At 69.5% G+C, this 17,285-nt stretch carries 15 protein-coding genes; 11 read left to right on the top strand and 4 right to left on the bottom strand.

Going from position 1 to position 17,285, the window contains the following annotated elements:
* Positions 1-11: 11 nt before the first annotated feature.
* Together BLW00_RS07720 and BLW00_RS07715 are read left to right on the top strand one after the other, a co-directional pair.
* Entirely contained in the window at positions 12-1,352 is a 1,341-nt protein-coding gene (locus BLW00_RS07720; protein ID WP_092551401.1) for an extracellular solute-binding protein, read from the top strand.
* Between the two features lie 100 nt (positions 1,353-1,452).
* Positions 1,453-2,688 carry an ROK family transcriptional regulator gene (locus BLW00_RS07715; RefSeq protein ID WP_245741371.1) on the top strand — a complete coding sequence of 412 codons (1,236 nt, stop codon included), beginning with the start codon at positions 1,453-1,455 and terminating at the stop codon, positions 2,686-2,688.
* Positions 2,689-2,894: 206 nt separating this feature from the next.
* Here BLW00_RS07715 and BLW00_RS07710 read toward each other — a convergent pair whose 3' ends face one another.
* Entirely contained in the window at positions 2,895-3,461 is a 567-nt protein-coding gene (locus BLW00_RS07710; protein ID WP_175494198.1) for an HhH-GPD-type base excision DNA repair protein, read from the bottom strand.
* Positions 3,462-3,599: 138 nt separating this feature from the next.
* Here BLW00_RS07710 and BLW00_RS07705 point away from each other — a divergent pair, with 138 nt between their 5' ends.
* Positions 3,600-3,977 carry a YciI family protein gene (locus BLW00_RS07705; RefSeq protein ID WP_092551392.1) on the top strand — a complete coding sequence of 126 codons (378 nt, stop codon included), beginning with the start codon at positions 3,600-3,602 and terminating at the stop codon, positions 3,975-3,977.
* Between the two features lie 133 nt (positions 3,978-4,110).
* Positions 4,111-5,547, top strand: a complete 1,437-nt coding sequence (locus tag BLW00_RS07700) for an RNA polymerase sigma factor (protein WP_245741369.1) — start codon at positions 4,111-4,113, stop codon at positions 5,545-5,547.
* A 12-nt stretch (positions 5,548-5,559) separates the two neighbouring features.
* Here the strand turns inward: BLW00_RS07700 and BLW00_RS07695 are convergent, their stop codons facing one another.
* Positions 5,560-6,378 carry an MBL fold metallo-hydrolase gene (locus BLW00_RS07695; protein WP_092551386.1) on the bottom strand — a complete coding sequence of 273 codons (819 nt, stop codon included), beginning with the start codon at positions 6,376-6,378 and terminating at the stop codon, positions 5,560-5,562.
* Positions 6,379-6,421: 43 nt separating this feature from the next.
* On the opposite strand from BLW00_RS07695, the gene BLW00_RS07690 reads away from it, so the two are divergent.
* Positions 6,422-6,979, top strand: coding sequence for a GNAT family N-acetyltransferase (locus tag BLW00_RS07690; protein WP_092551383.1), 558 nt, complete (start codon positions 6,422-6,424; stop codon positions 6,977-6,979).
* 96 nt (positions 6,980-7,075) lie between these two features.
* Here BLW00_RS07690 and BLW00_RS07685 read toward each other — a convergent pair whose 3' ends face one another.
* Positions 7,076-7,837 (bottom strand): MerR family transcriptional regulator, encoded by a 762-nt coding sequence (locus BLW00_RS07685; RefSeq protein WP_092551380.1) that lies wholly within the window; start codon positions 7,835-7,837, stop codon positions 7,076-7,078.
* Between the two features lie 126 nt (positions 7,838-7,963).
* On the opposite strand from BLW00_RS07685, the gene BLW00_RS07680 reads away from it, so the two are divergent.
* Genes BLW00_RS07680 through BLW00_RS07670 form a run of 3 tightly spaced genes read left to right on the top strand, consistent with a single transcriptional unit; the run spans position 7,964 to position 11,764 of the window.
* Positions 7,964-8,923: an aldo/keto reductase gene (locus BLW00_RS07680; protein ID WP_092551377.1), complete on the top strand. Its 960-nt coding sequence runs from the start codon at positions 7,964-7,966 to the stop codon at positions 8,921-8,923.
* Entirely contained in the window at positions 8,920-10,758 is a 1,839-nt protein-coding gene (locus BLW00_RS07675; protein WP_092551374.1) for an alkaline phosphatase family protein, read from the top strand. The genes BLW00_RS07680 and BLW00_RS07675 overlap by 4 nt, the downstream gene beginning before the upstream one ends.
* Before the next feature lie 31 nt (positions 10,759-10,789).
* The gene (locus BLW00_RS07670; RefSeq protein WP_092551371.1) at positions 10,790-11,764 is read left to right on the top strand and encodes an NAD-dependent epimerase/dehydratase family protein; all 975 of its coding nucleotides are present in this window, start codon (positions 10,790-10,792) and stop codon (positions 11,762-11,764) included.
* Between the two features lie 19 nt (positions 11,765-11,783).
* Here BLW00_RS07670 and BLW00_RS07665 read toward each other — a convergent pair whose 3' ends face one another.
* Entirely contained in the window at positions 11,784-13,166 is a 1,383-nt protein-coding gene (locus BLW00_RS07665; RefSeq protein WP_092551368.1) for a glycine--tRNA ligase, read from the bottom strand.
* 70 nt (positions 13,167-13,236) lie between these two features.
* Here BLW00_RS07665 and BLW00_RS07660 point away from each other — a divergent pair, with 70 nt between their 5' ends.
* From BLW00_RS07660 to BLW00_RS07650, 3 genes are read left to right on the top strand one after another with little or no spacing between them, the layout of a single operon-like run.
* The gene (locus tag BLW00_RS07660) at positions 13,237-14,481 is read left to right on the top strand and encodes a hypothetical protein (RefSeq protein ID WP_092551365.1); all 1,245 of its coding nucleotides are present in this window, start codon (positions 13,237-13,239) and stop codon (positions 14,479-14,481) included.
* On the top strand, positions 14,478-15,791 hold the full coding sequence (locus BLW00_RS07655; protein ID WP_092551362.1) for an alpha/beta hydrolase: 1,314 nt from the start codon (positions 14,478-14,480) through the stop codon (positions 15,789-15,791). Before BLW00_RS07660 ends, BLW00_RS07655 begins: the two co-directional genes overlap by 4 nt.
* Before the next feature lie 39 nt (positions 15,792-15,830).
* Positions 15,831-17,216 carry a putative Ig domain-containing protein gene (locus BLW00_RS07650; RefSeq protein ID WP_092551359.1) on the top strand — a complete coding sequence of 462 codons (1,386 nt, stop codon included), beginning with the start codon at positions 15,831-15,833 and terminating at the stop codon, positions 17,214-17,216.
* Positions 17,217-17,285: the final 69 nt, after the last annotated feature.

Here is a 17,285-nt window from a genome sequence, read left to right as displayed (position 1 = left end):
AGAGAGAACAGATGAAACTACAGCGCATCATCGCCATCGCGGCGGTCGCCGGGGCGGCGGCGGCCCTCAGCGCCTGCTCGAGCGGAGCCGGCGGCTCGACCGAGAGTGCGGGCGGCACCGTCAACTGGTGGACCTGGGACGAGAAGCAGGCCGCCTCCTACGAGAAGTGCATCCCCGGGTTCGAGAAGGAGAACCCCGGCATCGACGTGAAGATCTCGCAGTACGCGGTCGACGACTACTTCACCAAGCTCACCGCGGGCTTCGTGTCGGGAGCCGCACCCGACGCCTTCCAGAACAGCGTGCCCCTGCTCGGCGCCTACGCCGGTCAGGGCCAGATCATGGCGCTCGACGACCTGATCGCCGACAACGACTTCGACCTGTCGAAGTTCGCCGTGGGCGTCGACTCCTGGAAGTACACCGACGGCAAGCAGTACGGCCTGCCCCTGGACTGGGCCTCGGCCGCCTTCTACTTCAACGAGCAGGCGGTGACGGATGCCGGCCTCACGGCCGACGACCTGGCCACCATGACCTGGAACCCCGACGATGGCGGCAGCTTCGACAAGATCGTCGCGCACCTCACCGTCGACGAGAACGGCGTGCGCGGCGACGAGCCCGGCTTCGACAAGACCAAGGTGGCCACCTACGGCATCGGCAGCCTCGGCTCGGGCGACTTCAACGGGCAGACCTCGTGGAACGCCTTCGCGTCGTCGACCGGATGGCGTCTCGGCGACAAGGCCGCCTGGCCGACGCAGTTCGAATACGACGACCCCGACTTCGTGAAGACCATGGACTACGTCAGCTCGCTCGCCGAGCGCGGCTTCTCGCCGGCCTTCGGCGAGTTCACGGTCTCGGGCACCGAGCAGCTCGGCTCGGGCAAGGTCGCGATGGTCGAGGGCGGGTCATGGGATGCGACCACCTTCGCGAAGCTCACCGATCTGAAGGTCGGCATCGCACCGACCGTCGAGGGCCCCGACGGCCGCTCGGTGATCAGCAACTCGAACGCCAACAACATCTACTCGGGCACGAAGAACCTCGACTCCACGTGGAAGTGGGTCTCGTACATGGGCTCCGAGGACTGCCAGTCGGTGGCCGGCGCCGACGGCACCTTCCTCCCGTCGATCGCGGCCTCGATGCAGGCGGCGGCGGATGCGCAACTGAAGCAGGGCGTCGACCTGTCGGTGTTCACCAACGCGCTGCAGAACGGCGAGCTGTACCCGGCGCCGCCGACCATCAACGGCCAGGAGATCGTCGACACCATCCAGCCGCTCTTCGAGGCCTACTTCTCGGGCGAGCGCGGCGACGACGTGTTCCCGGAGATGACCGCGAAGACGAAGGAGATCCTCGGCGAGTAGTCGCCGAGAACCGCCCTCGGGCCGGGGTGGTGCCGCCGCGTGCGCGCCGCCCCGGCTCGACACCTGACGAGAAGACCGGAAAGGGGCCAGAATGCGTAGTGTGACCGACGCCGTCGACCTGCTGCGCACCGCTTCGCCCGCGGCCGTCGACGTGTTCACGCGCATCCTCACCCGCGGACCGTTGTCGCGGACGGATGTCGCGCGACTGACCGGCCTCTCGCAGGCCGCGATCACGAAGGCGGTCGCGCCGATGATCGCAGCGGGGCTGGTGGCCGATCACCACGACTCGGCCGCGAACGGCAACGGGCTGCCGGGGCGCCCGGCCAGTCCGGTGCGGGTGGTGCCGGAGTCTCTCGTCACACTCGGCATCAAGGTGAACCCCGGCGACATCATCGGGGTCGCCACCGACGTGACGGCGGGCATCCTCGTCACCGCGCATCTCGCCGTGGTCGACACCGGGTTCGCGGCGATGGTCGACGCCATTGCCGACGTGGTGCAGCGGCTGCGGGAACTCCTGGGCGATCGCGCCGAGCGTCTGGCCGGCATCTGCGTCGCCGTCTCGGGCGATGTCGACACGGTCGGCGGCGTGGTGCGCGAATCGGCCCTGCTCGGCTGGGCCGACGAGCCGCTCGGCGCCGCACTGCACGAGCGACTCGGCACCGAGGTGCTGATCGAGAACGACGTGCGCGCCCTCACCATCGCCGAGCACTGGTTCGGGGTGGGAGTCGGCACCAGCTCGTTCGCCATCGTCACGATCGGCAGCGGCATCGGCTGCGGGCTTCACGTCAACGGCGAGGTCGTGGAGGGCGCGTTCGGCGTGGCCGGCGAGATCGGGCACCTTCCACTCACCTCGGAGCAGTACGTCTGCACCTGCGGACGACGCGGATGCGTCGAAGCGGTCGCGTCGTCGAGCGCGATCGTGCGGGCGGTCGCCTCGGCCCAGTCGACGCCCGTGGCCACGATCGACGACGCGGTCGCCCTAGCCCACGCCGGGGAGCCGGCCGCCGTCGAGGCGTTCGACCGGGCCGGCACCGTGATCGGCACCGCCATCGCCACGGTCGCGAACCTCACCGGCCCCGAGATCGTGGTGATCACGGGCGAGGCCGTGGCCGACTACGACCTCTACGACCAGCGGCTGCGAGCCGCGTTCGGCGCCCACGCGTTCGGGGCGGCGGGCAACTGCCGCATCGTCATCCGCCCCCACACCTTCGAGGACTGGGCCCGCGGTGCGGCGGCGGCCGCCCTCCGCGCCCTGGTGCTGCAGCGCTACGCCGGACTAGGTGCCGCGCCGAAGGACACAGAACATACTCTCCGCGGCTCATCCGCGCCCGCGTAGCGCCAACGGCACGGAAAGCCGCGGGCCGCGCTCGACGACCCAGGGTGAGCGCGAGGCCGCGTCAGCGACCTCACGCGAACATGTCGCCCGGCGCCGCAGCAGCGGCGGCGCCGGCAACGAGCGCCGAGCCAGCCGCAGGCCGGCTCAGCGCGGGAAAGCGGCGATACGGCACCCGATTGCCCCGCGACCAGGACGGCAATCGGCACCTACTTCTTCGCGGCCGCCTTCGCCGCGCGCTTCGTCTCGCGCACTCGGGTGAGGGAGTCGGCATCGACGATGTCGGCCACCGAGCGGAAGCTCCCCTCCTCGCCGTAGGGGCCAGCGGCCTCGCGCCAGCCGGTGGGCTGCACGCCGTACTGCTTGCCGAGGAGGGCCAGGAAGATGCGGGCCTTCTGCGCGCCGAAGCCGGGCAGCGACTCCAGGCGCTTCAGAACGGTCGGACCGTCGGGGTGGTCGCGGGTCCAGAGCGCGGAGGCGTCGCCGCCCCAGTTCTCCACCAGTGCGGTGCACAGAGCCTGCACCCGTGCGGCCATCGATCCGGGAAAGCGGTGCACCGCCGGCGTCTGCCGGAACACCTCGACGAACGCCTCGGGATCGTAGGCGGCGAGCGTCTGCGCATCCAACGCGCCGACCCGGTCGCGGATCTTCTTCGGGCCTTCGAACGCCGTCTCCATGGCGATCTGCTGATCGAGCAACATGCCGAGCAGCAGAGCGAGCGGATCGGAGGAGAGCAGCGCGTCGGCGTCGGCGACGCCCGTGATGTGGAGCGAGATGGCCATGCCCCCATGCTGACATGCCGTCGCCCGGGGTGTCGATGTGCGGATGTGTCGATCGGGCACTCGCTCGATCGTCATCACCGTAGAGGTCGCGACCGGCGACCGCTAACGTGACCACCACGGAAAGGACACACCATGCGCTACTCCCTCCTTCTCATCAACCAGGAAGCCCAGGATGCAGGCGTCACCGAGGAAGACATGGCGCCGTTCCGCGCCGCCTTCGACGCGTACGGCAAGTCGCTCGAGGCGGCGGGGGTGCTGGTGCTCGCCGACATCCTGCAGCCCGTCGCCGCGTCGACCACCGTCACCCTGCGCAACGGATCGCTGCAGGTGCAGGACGGCCCGTTCGCCGACACCAAGGAGAAGCTCGCCGGAGTCTTCGTGATCGAGGTCGACGACCTCGACGCCGCCATCGCCTGGGCCGAGAAGTGCCCCGGCGCGCACTACGGGGTGCTCGAGATCCGCCCCACCGCGATCTCGTTCCAGAACGGCGCCTGGCACGAGCTCGCATGACCAGCAACGCCCCCGCGCCCGCGCCCGCGGGTGCCGCTCGCTCATCCGCACGTCTTCGCGAATGGGGAGCGCCAGGTGGCGCCAAAACAGGCGGCTCAGTGACACCCGGGGCATTCGGATGACGGAGGCGGGCATGGCTCGCGCGCGGGCGGAGCTCGCGGCTCGGGGGTCGTACGGGCGGCTGCTCTCGTTGCTCGCGGCGCCGACGCGCGACGTCGCGGGCGCGGAGGACGCCCTCGCCGACGCGTTCGAGCGCGCGCTCCGCACCTGGCCCGAGAGCGGTGTGCCGGGCAACCCCGAGGCGTGGCTGCTCACGGTCGCCCGCAACCGGCAGCGCGACGACCTCGGGTCGGCCGCGCGACGCACCACCGTGCCGCTCGACGTGCTCGGCCCGGATGCAGGGCAGGGCGACTCCCGTGGCCGCGCAATCGACCTCGGGGCAGGTGGCGCCGCGACCCGCCCCGATCGGCGGGGCGGGGACGCTCAGCCGAACTCCGCGACGCCGGCCACCCCGCTCGCCGACCCCGCGGCGATCGACTTCGACGCGGTGCCCGACAAGCGGCTCGAGCTGCTGTTCGTCTGCGCGCATCCGGCGATCGACGCGGCGGTGCGCACTCCGCTGATGCTGCAGACCGTGCTCGGGTTCGACTCGAACCGCATCGCCGAGGCCTTCGCGGTGCCGGCGCCCGCGATGGCGCAGCGGCTGGTGCGGGCCAAGCGGCGCATTCGTGGCGCCGGGATCCCCTTCGCCGTGCCCGCGCGCAGCGCCATGGGTGCCCGGCTGCCTCCCGTGCTCGAGGCGGTCTACGGCTGCTATGCCATCGACTGGCAGCGTGTCTCGGGCCAGACGGTGCGCGACTCCCTCGCGGGCGAGGCGCTCTACCTGGCCACGACGCTCGCCGAGTTGCTGCCGACCGAGCCCGAGGTTCACGGCCTCGCCGCCCTGCTCTGCCTCTCAATCGCCCGAACGGATGCGCGCACCGGTCCCGCAGGCGAGCACGTGCCGCTCACGGAGCAGGACACCTCCCGCTGGGACGGTGCGCTCATCGCTCGTGGGGAGGCGCACCTCCGTCGGGCACACGCGCTGGCGGTCGCGCATCCGGCCTCCGCCGCCGGGGCGGACGGGAGCAGGGGCTCCCGCTCCACGGCGGGCGCGACGGCCGGTGCGTCGGGCTTCGGGCGCTTCCAGCTCGAGGCGGCCATGCAGTCGGTGCACTGCGCCCGCGCGGCCACGGGCGAGACCGACTGGCGCACCCTCCGCACCCTCAACGAGGCGCTCGTGCGGGTGGCGCCCACGCTCGGCGCGCAGGTGTCGCTCGCGGCCACCATCGCCGAGGTCGACGGCCCCGAGGCCGGCCTGGCCCACCTCGACGCCCTGGCCATCGCCCTCGACCCGGAAGCCGCGGCGAGCGCCGCACTCGCGCGGTTCCAACCCGCCTGGGCCACCCGCGCGCACCTGCTCATGGCGGCGGGTCGCCCCGACGAGGCGCGCGCCGCCTATGCCAAGGCGATCTCCCTCACCACCGACGCACGCCTCCGCGCCCACCTGCAGGCTCAGGTGCCGCAGTGACGACCGAAATGCTCAGTCTTCCGGCTCGTCGCCGCGCACCCAGCGGATGTAGCGCTCGAGGCTCCGCGACACGATCGCCGGGGCGTCGGTCTCGAGGCAGCGGAAGGCGCTGTAGATCCGGTCGTACTCGAGCGGCTGCACAGCCTCGAGGATGCGCCGCACGATCCGCTCCGGCAGCGGAATGTAGTTCGGAAAGCTCCGCATCACCGACACCGACGCGAGATCCGCCCCCACCATCACGGTGTCGCCTGTGAGCATCGCGCCGCGTCCGTCAGCGCCCGCCGACCAGAGCACGACATCACTGCCCGGGAAGTGACCACCGAGCTGCAGCATCCGCACGCCCGGCAGCACCTCGATCGACGACGACCAGAGCCGGATGGCCGGATCGGGTCGCCGGATCCACCGCGCATCCGCCTCCGCCACGTAGACCGGCGCGCCCCCGAACGCCTGGCTCCACTGGATCGACGAGCCCGTGAGGTGCGGATGACTCGCCGTCACCGCCGCCACCCCGCCGAGCTCGGCCACCGCCTGCACGCCGTGCTCGTCGATGAATCCCGGCGGCTCCCAGAGGAGGTTGCCCGCGGGGGTGCGCAGCAGCAGACCGCGCTGCCCGATGCCGAGCTCGTGGTCGGTCTCGATGGCGAAGAGGTCGGGTTCGAGGCCGCGCACGACGATGCGGTACCCCTCGGCGGCGAGCCCGTCGCGCGTCACCCAGCGCTGGCCCGAGGCCGGCACCCACTGCCGTTCGTCGGTGCAGATGGCGCAGTTCTCGGGCGGCTGCTCCGTGTCCGGATGCTCGACGGCGCAGGTCGCGCAGGTCCAGATGGTCATGTCCGGGCTCTCCCCTCGACTGCTCCAAACGTATAGTCGATGCATGCCCGAGGGGAACAGCGACCCAGTCGACCGCACCGAACCGGCCCGCCTTGCCGACGGCGCCGTGGTCCGCCGCACGGTCGAATCCGACTGGCCGCAGGTGCGAGCACTCCGGTTGGAGATGCTCGCCGACACCCCGCTGGCCTACCTCGAGACGGTCGAGCACGCCCTCCGGCGTCGCGAGTGGGAGTGGCGCGCCTGGGCCCGCGACGGCTCGTCGGGCGAGTCGATCACGGTCGCGGCCATCACCGCCGAGGGCCGCTGGGTCGGCACCATGATGTCGAAAGTGCCGAACGGCCGGCAGGGCGCATTCCTCTACGGCGTCTACGTGGCGCCCGACCACCGCGGCATCGCGGCGGGGGTGACGGATGCGCTCCTCGGGCGCATCGAGGAATGGGCGCTCGGTCGCGGCGACACCCTCACGCTCGAGGTGAACGAGCAGAACCCGCGCGCCGTCGCCGCCTACCGCAACCGCGGCTTCGTGGAGACCGGCGTCACCCGCCCCTACCCCCTCGACCCCGCGCTCCGCGAACTCGAGATGCGCAAGCGTCTCCGCTGAGCCGCCGCCCCATCCCACCCCGACGACCCGTCACTTCGTGCCGCTCTACCGCGCGCATAACGACACGAAGTGACGGATCGGCGAGGAAGCGAGTCGCTACGCGAGGTGGGCGGCCGCGTAGGCCGCCATCGCGTCGCGCACGAAGGCCGCTCCCGCCGCGCCACCGTAGTTCGCCGCGAAGCGCTCGTCGGCCACGTACACCTCGCCGAGTCCGACGAAGTACTCCTTCGTCGGTCCGCCCGACGCGTGACCGGGCGTGCCGGGAATTCCGGCCAGCCAGTCGTACTGCCGCTGCGCCAGGGCCTGCGCCTCCTCTCCTGAGGGGTCGAGGCCGCGTGCCGCCGCCTCCTGCCAATCGGCGCCGAGCTGCGAGACCCGCTGCTGCCAGGCCGCCTTCTCGTCGGCCGACATCGAGGTCCACCAACGGTCGCTCGCGGCGTACGCGGCCTTCCCCCAGCGCTCCTCGACCTCCTCCTTGTATCGGGTGTGGTCGAATCCCTCGAACATGTTCTCTGCCATCAGTTGTTCACCTCCTTCCATCGTCTCGATCGTCGCCCGCACGGATGCGATCTGCCGGCCGAGCCGGTCGCGCTCGCTCCGCAGCCACTCGAGATGACCGCGGAGGGCGGTCGGAGCATCCGTCTCGTTCGCGAGCACGTCCGCGATCGCCGGGAGCCCGAGTCCGAGCTCGCGCAGCATCAGCACGCGCTGCAGCGTCACGAGGGCGTTCTCGTCGTAGTAGCGGTAGCCGTTGGCGCCGATGCGGCTGGGCTGCACGATGCCGAGCTGCGCGTAGTGGCGCAGTGTACGGCTGGTGATGCCGGCCAACCGGGCGACCTCCTGGATGGGCCAGTCCATCGGATGCTCCCCTCGAGTGCGGGTGCCGGCCCCGGTGGGCCGACATCACCACCATACGAATTGACGCTACGTCAATGTCAAGGCGGTCGTCGAGGCGGTCTTCGACGCTCGTAGTAACGTCGAACCATGGCACGCATCGGCGACAGCGACCTCGACGTCTTCCCGCTCTCTCTCGGCGGCAACGTGTTCGGATGGACGGCCGATCGCGACACCTCGCTGGCCATCCTCGACGCGCACGCCGCGGGCGGCGGCAACTTCATCGACACCTCCGACTCCTACATGGCGAGCGTGCCGGGCAACTCGGGCGGCGAATCGGAGACCATCATCGGCGAGTGGTTCACCAGCCGCGGCTCACGCGACGCCACCGTGATCGCCACGAAGGTGTCGCGGCATCCGCGGTTCCGGGGGCTCGCCGGCGACACCATCCGCGGCGCCGTCGACGCCTCGCTCGCCCGCCTGCAGACCGACCGCATCGACCTCTACTACGCCCACTTCGAAGACCCGGACACTCCGCTCGAAGAGACGGCCGCCGCGTTCGACGAGGTCGTGCGAGCCGGCAAGGCGCGCTACATCGGCCTGTCGAACTTCGCTCCGACGAACATCGAGGCCTACGTCGCGATCTGCGCGGCGAACGGATACGCCCGCCCCGTCGCTCTGCAGCCCCACTACAACCTCGTGCACCGCAACGATTTCGAAGACACCCTGGCACCCATCGCCGAGCGCGAGCATCTGGGCGTGGTGCCCTATTACGCTCTGGCCAGCGGCTTCCTCACCGGCAAGTACCGCTCGAAGAACGACCACGCCGAGGGCGCCCGTGCGAAGGGCGCGGCACAGTACGTCAGCACGCAGGGCCTCGCCGTCGTCGACGCGCTGGAGGAGATCGGCCGGGCGCACGATGCCTCCATCGCCACCGCGGCGCTCGCCTGGCTCCTGGCGAAACCGACCGTGGTCGCCCCCATCGCCAGCGCCTCACGGGTGGAGCAGGTCGCCGACCTGCTGGCCGTGGCCCGCGTGCAGCTCACCCCCGACGAGGTCGCGCGGCTCGACGCCGTCTCGGCCTGGACTCCGCCGGGCGGCTCGGCATGACCCCGCCGTTCGGCCGCAAGAAGGGCGACGAGCAGAGCGGCAAGAGCGACGAAGAAGCGCTGGCCTCGCGCCGCGCCTTCCTCAAGGCGGCGGCGGTCGGCGCCGCCGGAGCCGCGGCCGGTGGCCTCGCCGGAGCCTCCATCGGCGTCGGCGTCTATGCGAACGAAGTCGACCTCGACTTCGCCGCCGAGAAGAAGACCAGCGAACCCGGTTTCGAGCACCTCGTGGTGCTGATGTACGAGAACCGCTCCTTCGACAACCTGCTCGGCTGGCTCTACAAAGACGACGAGCTGGCGCCCGGGCAGAAGTTCGAGGGCCTGCACCAGGGGAACCACTCGAACCCCGTCCCGGGCACCGACGAGGTCATCAAGGCGCACGCCTACAGCGGCTCGACCGACGAGATCATGTCGAGCCCGCGCCCCGACCCCGGCGAGGAGTACTCGCACGTCAACACGCAGCTCTTCGGCAAGGTCGACCCCGAGAGCAACCGCGACCTGTACGCGAACGGCCTGCAATACCCCTACAACGCGCCCGGGCCGAACGAGTCGCCCACGATGAAGGGCTTCGTCGAGGACTACATCATCAACTACCGGCGCCTCACGAAGAACAAGAAGGAGCCGGCGCCCAAGGAGTACGAGCTGGCGATGGGCGGCTTCACGCCCGACATGCTGCCCGTGTTCACCACGCTCGCGAAGAACTTCGCGGTCTTCGACCACTGGTTCTCGGCCGTGCCCTCGCAGACCTTCTGCAACCGCTCCTTCTTCCACGCCTCCACCTCGCACGGCTTCGTCACCAACAAGGGCGACGGCGGCTACGCGAAGTGGCTCGATCCGGATGCCGACGCGCCCACGATCTTCAACCGCCTCGAGGAGGCCGGGCTCACCTGGCGGGTGTACTACGACTCCGCGCAGCTCATCTCGATGACGGGCGTGCTGCACGCCCCCGTGCTCGAGCCCTACTGGAAGACGAACTTCCGGGTGATGGAGCAGTTCTACGACGACGTGGCCACCGGCAACCTGCCCGACTACGCCTTCATCGAGCCGCGGATGATCTACAACCACAACGACATGCATCCGCCCTACGGCACGCTGCGCGAGAGCGACGAAGGCGACGAGGGCGTGGTGGTGGATGCGGCGGTGTCGGATGCGCGCGCCGGCGACGCCCTGCTGCACGCGATCTACTCCGCCATCCGCAAGAGCGACTCGGCGACCGGTTCGAACGCGATGAACACCCTGCTGTTCGTCACCTTCGACGAGCACGGTGGCACCTACGACCACGTGCCGCCGCCCTCGGCCGTTCCGCCGGTGAACGGTGACGAGGGCGAGTTCGACTTCACCTTCAACCGCCTGGGCTGCCGGGTGCCGGCGATCGCGATCTCGGCCTACACGGCGAAGAACACGATCGTCAACGAGCAGCACGACCACGGCTCGGTCATCGCCACGCTCTCGAAGCTGCACGGCCTGAAGCCGCTCACACACCGCGACGTGGCCTCACGCCCGCTCTTCGACGCGATCAACCTGAAGAATCCGCGTCCCGCTTCGGAGTGGCCCCAGACGATGCCGCAATACACGCCCCCGAACCCCGAGGTCGACTTCGACACCTCGAGCGCCGACCAGCGCGCCAAGCCGATCAGCAACCCGGCGCGCGGGCTGCTCGGTCTCGTCATCGCGAAGTACGGAGTGCCGGGCGCACCGGAGCCCGACACCTACGCCGAGGCGTACGCGGCACTGCAGGAGACGCAGAACCTCAACGGCCAGTTGTTCGGCACGCTCGACTCGATCGACGGCGGCCGCTCCCCCGACCCTGACGCCCCGAACGACTCCGACACGAAGTAGGTCTTCGGCGGGAGCGACTAGGGTGCTCGGTATGTCTTCAGCGAAGGTGTTGTTCATCGGTGGCACGGGGATCATCTCCTCGGCGGCGAGTGCGCTCGCGATCTCCCGCGGGATGGAGGTGACGCTCCTCAATCGGGGCTCGTCGCGGCGCGATCAGCCGGCGGGCGCGGAGGTGCTGACCGCCGACGTCGACGATGTCGCCGCCGTCGACGCCGCGCTCGGATCGCGCGAGTTCGACGTCGTGATCGACATGATCGCGTTCACACCCGAGCAGGTGCAGCGCGACATCGACCGCTTCGAGGGGCGCACCGGTCAGTACGTCTTCATCAGCTCGGCGTCCGCCTACCAGAAGCCGGTCAGCCGCCTGCCGATCACGGAGTCGACGCCGCTGCGCAACCCGTTCTGGCAGTACTCGCGCGACAAGATCGCGTGCGAGAACCTCCTCGTGGAGGCCTACCGCGAGCGTGAGTTCCCGGTCACCATCGTTCGCCCCTCGCACACCTACGACAAGTGGTCGCTGCCGCTGTTCGGCGGCTGGACCGCCGTCGACCGGATGCGCCGCGGCCAGGAGATCGTGGTGCACGGCGACGGCACCTCGCTCTGGACGCTGACCCACACCGACGATTTCGCTCGCGGTTTCGTGGGCCTGTTCGCGAATCCGCTCGCCTACGGCGACACCTTCCAGATCACCTCCGACTTCGTCTACACCTGGAACGAGATCGTCGGGATGGTGGCCGCCGCGGCCGGCACCACGCCGACGATCCGTTACGCGACCAGCAAGGACATCGCGGCGGCCGCCCCCGAGGTGTCAGGGCAGTTCCTGGGCGATTTCTCGCACTCCGTGGTGTTCGACAACGCGAAGATCACGGCGCTGGTGCCCGACTTCCGTGCCGTGATCCCGTTCCACGAGGCCGCTCGCGAGATCGTCGACTGGCACGACGCGAACCCGTCGCTCCAGACCATCGACCCCGCCTACGAGGCCCTCGTCGCCCGCCTGGCGGCCTGATCCGTCTCTCTTCGCGAGGTCAGGCGCCGATGAGGCGCTCGGCGAGGTAGGCCGGGAGGCGATCGAGCGAGACGCGCTCCTGCGCCATCGAGTCGCGCTCGCGCACGGTGACCGCCTTGTCCTCCAGGCTGTCGAAGTCGACCGTGATGCAGAACGGGGTGCCGATCTCGTCTTGGCGACGGTAGCGGCGGCCGATCGCACCGGCGTCGTCGAAGTCGACGTTCCAGCTCTTGCGCAGGTCGGCGGCGAGCTCCCGGGCCATCGGAGAGAGCGCCTCATTGCGCGACAGCGGCAGCACGGCGGCCTTCACCGGGGCGAGCCGCGGATCGAGCTTCAGCACGGTGCGCTTGTCAACGCCGCCCTTGGTGTTCGGCGCCTCGTCTTCGTGGAACGAGTCGACGAGGAAGGCCATCAGCGACCGGGTGAGACCGGCGGCGGGCTCGATGACATACGGCGTCCAGCGCTCGCCGGTGGTCTGGTCGAAGTAGGACAGGTCGGTTCCGGATGCCTTCGAGTGCGTGGTGAGGTCGAAGTCGGTGCGGTTGGCCACGCCTTCGAGCTCGCCGAAGGCCGATCCGGTGAAGCCGAACCGGTACTCGATGTCGACGGTGCGCTTGGAGTAGTGCGAGAGCTTCTCTTTCGGGTGCTCGAACAGGCGCAGGTTCTCGGGGTCGATGCCGAGATCGGTGTACCACTGGAAGCGCTGGTCGATCCAGTACTGGTGCCATTCTTCGTCTTCACCGGGCTTGACGAAGAACTCCATCTCCATCTGCTCGAACTCGCGGGTGCGGAAGATGAAGTTCCCGGGGGTGATCTCGTTGCGGAAGCTCTTGCCGATCTGGCCGATGCCGAACGGAGGCTTCTGGCGGCTGGAGTTCAGCACGGCGTTGAAGTCGACGAAGATGCCCTGCGCGGTCTCGGGCCTGAGGTACGCCATCCCGCTCTCGTCGTCGACCGCGCCGAGGTAGGTCTTCATGAGACCGGAGAAGTTCTTCGGCTCGGTCCACGATCCGGGCTGACCGGTGTCGGGGTCGCGGATGTCGGCGAGGCCGTTGACCGGCGGATGCCCGTGCTTCTCCTCGTACTGCTCGAGCAGGTGGTCGGCACGGTAGCGCTTGTGCGTGTGCAACGACTCGACCAGCGGGTCGGTGAAGACCTCGACGTGGCCGGAGGCCTCCCACACCTGACGGGGCAGGATGACGGCGGAGTCGAGACCCACGACGTTGTCGCGGCCCTGCACCATGAACTTCCACCACTGGCGCTTGATGTTCTCTTTCAGCTCCACGCCGAGCGGCCCGTAGTCCCACGCCGACCGGGTTCCGCCGTAGATCTCTCCCGTCGGGAAGACGAATCCCCGGCGCTTGGCCAAGGCGATGACAGAATCGAGACGGGATGCAGGCATGTAGTTGACTCCGATATCTCCGCGCGGCCGGCTGCTCGCACTGGATCAGCGACAATTCTAAGGGGGCACGATGACGACCGAGCGCGACCACGGCGCCGAGCGCGCGACGAAGCGCGACGTGGAACGCTGGCTACGCTCCAAAGGACTGCCCTATTTCCTGCCCGCCCGCGTCTGGGCCGACCGTCTCGTCGTGCGCATCGCACCGTTCCTCGTCTTCCTCCTGCTCGCCGATATCCCGCTCTCGGGGCTCATCCGATTCCACCTCGTCATCGACGAGGATTCACCCGAGCTCGACCTGCTCCTGCTCTTCGTCGTGCTCGCCCTCGCGGTTCTGGTCATGATCGCCGTTCCGATCGTCGTGGCCTCCCTCGCCGCGGGCCTCCTGCGGCGCTTCCCGTCCACGAACCTGCCGGTCACCCTCGCGCTGCTCGTCGGGTGCCTCGTCGGAACGCCTCTCGTGGCATCGCTCACCTCCTCCGGCCTCGACGTGGTCGCGGCGATCGTGGTGAACGTCGCCGCGGTCGCCCTGGCGTTCCTCCTCACCTGGGTGGGTGTCGGCGCGCTGCTCGGGAGCGCCGCCCGCACCGCGCTGCGACAGCTCGCGGCCATCGGCACACTCGCCACCCGGGCTCTGCCCATCCTCATGCTCGTCGTCGTGTTCGCCTTCTTCTCCCGGCCGCTCTGGGAGGTCACGAGCACGATGCAGCCGGTCCGACTCCTCGCGGTGGGCGTCTTCTTCGTGGTGCTGGGACTGTTGTTCGCGGTGCCCATCACCCGCACCGAGATGCGAGACCTGGCGGCGGTCTCCGGTCCACCACTCGGCCGGATCGAGCGGATGAACATCGAGGCCGGCTTCGTGCTCGCCCTCGGCTTCCAGGTGCTCATCTTCGCCGCCCTCACCTGTGTCTTCCTGCTCGTGCTCGGCGCACTCGCCTTCTCGTCGGAGGTGCTCGAAGAATGGGTGGGGCCGCGCGCGACGACGCTCACGCTCTTCGGCATCGAGGTGCCCTTCACCTGGGCCCTGCTGAAGACCGCCATCTTCCTCAGCTGTGTGTCGTCGCTGAATTTCCTGGTGTCGGTCACCACCAACCGCGGGTACCGCACCACGTTCTACGAGCCGCTCTTCCACGAGGCCCGGGAAGCGCTCCAGGTTCGCGCGGCGTATCGCACGGGCACAACCTGGGGTGACGGGGCGAGCGGCTCGGCGCACGGCGGGGCATCGGGCGCCGCTTCAGCGCTCGATGACGACGAGGAGTCCGAACTCCTCGGCATCCCCGAGCCCGGCATGGTGGAACCCGGTCGCGGGTCGGAATGACGGACTGGTTCCTGTCGATCCGCATCGTCGACGGCGCGTTCCTCTGGGGAACCTACGCGCTCGCGATCCTCGTGTTCGCGTTCCTGCTGCTGCGCCGGCCGACGCGCCGTTGGATCGTCACCGCCGCGACAGCGCTGGGTGGCGGCATCCTGCTCGCCCTGCTGGCCACCTTCATCGTGCAAGACGTGCTCGACGTGTTCAACTCGCCGATGACCGTCGCGGCGAGGCTCTGGATCGTGGCGGCCGGCGCATCCGTCGCCCTCGCCATCGCCAACCTGTGGCGCTCGCGCTGGTGGCGCAAGGTAGTGGCGGTGTTCGGCGTCGGGCTCTTCGCCTGGACGGCGACGCTCGGCATCTCAGCCGACTTCGGGGTGCTGAAGAACCTGGGCGATCTGTTCGACATCTCGATCGAGACGCCGCTCGACGTGAGCGCACTGGCACCGCACTCCACCAATCCGCCCGGTCCGCTCTCCGCGTCGTGGACCCCGCCGGCCTCGATGCCGGCGCACAGCGTCCACGGGTCGATCGAGATCCCGGCCTCCGACCCCGCGTTCTCTCCCCGCGATGCCATCGTCTATCTGCCGCCCGCCGCACAGCTGCCGGATGCGCCGGCCCTGCCGGTCGTCGTGTTCCTCAGCGGGCAGCCGGGCGCGCCCGACGTGGCCGACATCGGGGCGAGCCTCGACCGGTTCGCCGCGACCCATGACGGCCTCGCGCCGATCGTGGTCTCGGTCGACCACCTCGGCGGCAGCTCGGGCAACAACCCGCTCTGCGTCGACGGCTATCAGGGCGATGCACAGACGTATGTCAATCACGATGTGCCAGACTTCATCGCCTCGACCTTCAACGTTCTGCCGGGGCGAGAGTTCTGGACCATCGCGGGCTTCTCGAACGGCGGCGAGTGCGCCATCAAATCGGCGGCCCAGTTCCCGGCAGTCTGGGGCAACGTGATCGACATCTCGGGTGAGCTCGAACCCGATCTCGGCGGGGATTCCGAAACGCTCGAAGACGGCTTCGGTGGCGACCAGGACGCCTACGACGCGGCCAAGCCGCTCACCGTGCTGGAGGCTGGTGCCGCCGATCCTGCCATCGCGGCCCTGTATTCCGAGACCGTCGCGATCTTCGCCGACGGATCGGACGACGAGCCGTACCTCACCGCGTCGCGCACCCTGTACGCCGCGGCATCGGCGGCGGGAATGGATGCGCACCTGTTCGTCTCGCCCGGCACCGGTCACGAGTCGGCCACCATCGAGTACGGCTTCGACCACGCCTTCGCGGTGCTCTACCCACGCTGGGGCTTGTCGAAATAACCCTTTGCGCAACGTCGGCACCCGATGTTACGGTGACGCATGCATAAATCGAGCATCTCTCATGTCCGCCAACGGGCACTCCTCAGCGCGGTCGCCGCAGCCGGAGCGCTCACACTGGTCGCCGCACCGCTCGCCGCGAGCGCCGACCCCTCCTCCACCGTGATCCCTCATGACTCGACGGCCGGCATCGGCGCCGCTCCGGCGGGCATCGCCATCGATCAGAGCCTCGACCGCGCCTTCGTCACGAACTCGGGCGACGGCACCGTGTCGGTGATCGACACGGAGGCGAACACCGTGGTCGGTGTCATCCCGCACGACCTCGTGAACGGCATCGGCGACGGCCCCGCCGGCATCGCCATCGACCAGAAGAAGCACCGCGCCTATGTGGCGAACAAAGACAGCAACACGGTCTCGGTGATCGACACGTCGACAGCCACTGTGATCTCGGTGATCGCCTACAACCCGCACTCCGGCATCGGGCACGAGCCGCTCGGCGTCGCCGTCGACGAAGCGCGGAATCGCGCCTATGTCACGGAATACAGCGACGGGCAGGTGGCGGTCGTGGACACGACCACTGACAGCGTGATCACGATCATCACGTTCGACCTCGTACGCGGCATAGGCCGCGGGCCCGCCGGTGTCGCTGTCGACGGCGCCCTCAACCGGGCGTTCGTAGCCAACTCTGGCGACGACACGGTCTCGGTCGTCGACACCAGGGTGTTCAAAGTCACGCGCGTCTTGAACGACCTGAGTTCCGCGGTGGGCCACGGTCCGCGAGGCGTCGCGGTCGACACGAAGAAGCACCACGTCTTCGTCACCAACGCCGGAGACGACACGGTGACGGTCATCGATACCGGCACCCTCGCCGCCGATCGACTGCTGGGCTCGGCGTACGGCATCGGCGACGCACCTTCGGCGGTCGCCGTCGACGAGGCGCGCCGACGCGTCTACGTTGCGAACTCGGGCGACGACACGGTGACGGTGCTCAACGCCGACGACTACACCCGCGTGGCCGTGCTGGGCGCCGGCCAGGGCATCGGTGCCGGTCCGTCCGCGGTCGCGGTCGAGCAGGGCAGCGGCGACTCCTTCGTGGCGAACACGGCCGACGGCACGGTGACCGCGCTGAGCGGCGTGGGCACGATGTCGCCCGCCATCACGACCACCGCCCTTCCCGATGCCTACCAGGGGTCGGCCTACTCGGCCGCCATCCACACCGTCGGCATCGCGAGCCCCACCTTCGAGATCACGGCGCCGAAGGGCGAGTCGCTGCCCACCGGGCTCTCGATCGATCCGGCGACAGGCATCCTCCAGGGCACGATCACGGCCGCGCCGGGCACGTACCACGTCACGATCGTCGCGAGCCAGACGGGCATCCATCTCGCCACGGCCACGCTGACCCTGATCGTGCGAGATCCCGAGTTGTGACATCCACGTCCGGCCGGCGTGACCGATCCGTCGCGGTCACGCCGGCCGAACCGTTTCGAGCGATCGAGC

Source organism: Herbiconiux ginsengi (assembly GCF_900107435.1).
GTDB lineage: Bacteria > Actinomycetota > Actinomycetes > Actinomycetales > Microbacteriaceae > Herbiconiux > Herbiconiux ginsengi.
This window is presented reverse-complemented; position numbering and strand designations above follow the sequence as displayed.

Bases quoted from the DNA above. Each gene is read 5' to 3' on its own strand.
- BLW00_RS07650 (WP_092551359.1), top strand. From the start codon at position 15,831: ATGCATAAATCGAGCATCTCTCATGTCCGCCAACGGGCACTCCTCAGC.
- BLW00_RS07690 (WP_092551383.1), top strand. From the start codon at position 6,422: ATGCCCGAGGGGAACAGCGACCCAGTCGACCGCACCGAACCGGCCCGC.
- BLW00_RS07665 (WP_092551368.1), bottom strand. From the start codon at position 13,166: ATGCCTGCATCCCGTCTCGATTCTGTCATCGCCTTGGCCAAGCGCCGG.
- BLW00_RS07660 (WP_092551365.1), top strand. From the start codon at position 13,237: ATGACGACCGAGCGCGACCACGGCGCCGAGCGCGCGACGAAGCGCGAC.
- BLW00_RS07680 (WP_092551377.1), top strand. From the start codon at position 7,964: ATGGCACGCATCGGCGACAGCGACCTCGACGTCTTCCCGCTCTCTCTC.
- BLW00_RS07685 (WP_092551380.1), bottom strand. From the start codon at position 7,837: ATGGACTGGCCCATCCAGGAGGTCGCCCGGTTGGCCGGCATCACCAGC.
- BLW00_RS07675 (WP_092551374.1), top strand. From the start codon at position 8,920: ATGACCCCGCCGTTCGGCCGCAAGAAGGGCGACGAGCAGAGCGGCAAG.
- BLW00_RS07700 (WP_245741369.1), top strand. From the start codon at position 4,111: ATGGCTCGCGCGCGGGCGGAGCTCGCGGCTCGGGGGTCGTACGGGCGG.
- BLW00_RS07705 (WP_092551392.1), top strand. From the start codon at position 3,600: ATGCGCTACTCCCTCCTTCTCATCAACCAGGAAGCCCAGGATGCAGGC.
- BLW00_RS07655 (WP_092551362.1), top strand. From the start codon at position 14,478: ATGACGGACTGGTTCCTGTCGATCCGCATCGTCGACGGCGCGTTCCTC.
- BLW00_RS07720 (WP_092551401.1), top strand. From the start codon at position 12: ATGAAACTACAGCGCATCATCGCCATCGCGGCGGTCGCCGGGGCGGCG.
- BLW00_RS07670 (WP_092551371.1), top strand. From the start codon at position 10,790: ATGTCTTCAGCGAAGGTGTTGTTCATCGGTGGCACGGGGATCATCTCC.
- BLW00_RS07695 (WP_092551386.1), bottom strand. From the start codon at position 6,378: ATGACCATCTGGACCTGCGCGACCTGCGCCGTCGAGCATCCGGACACG.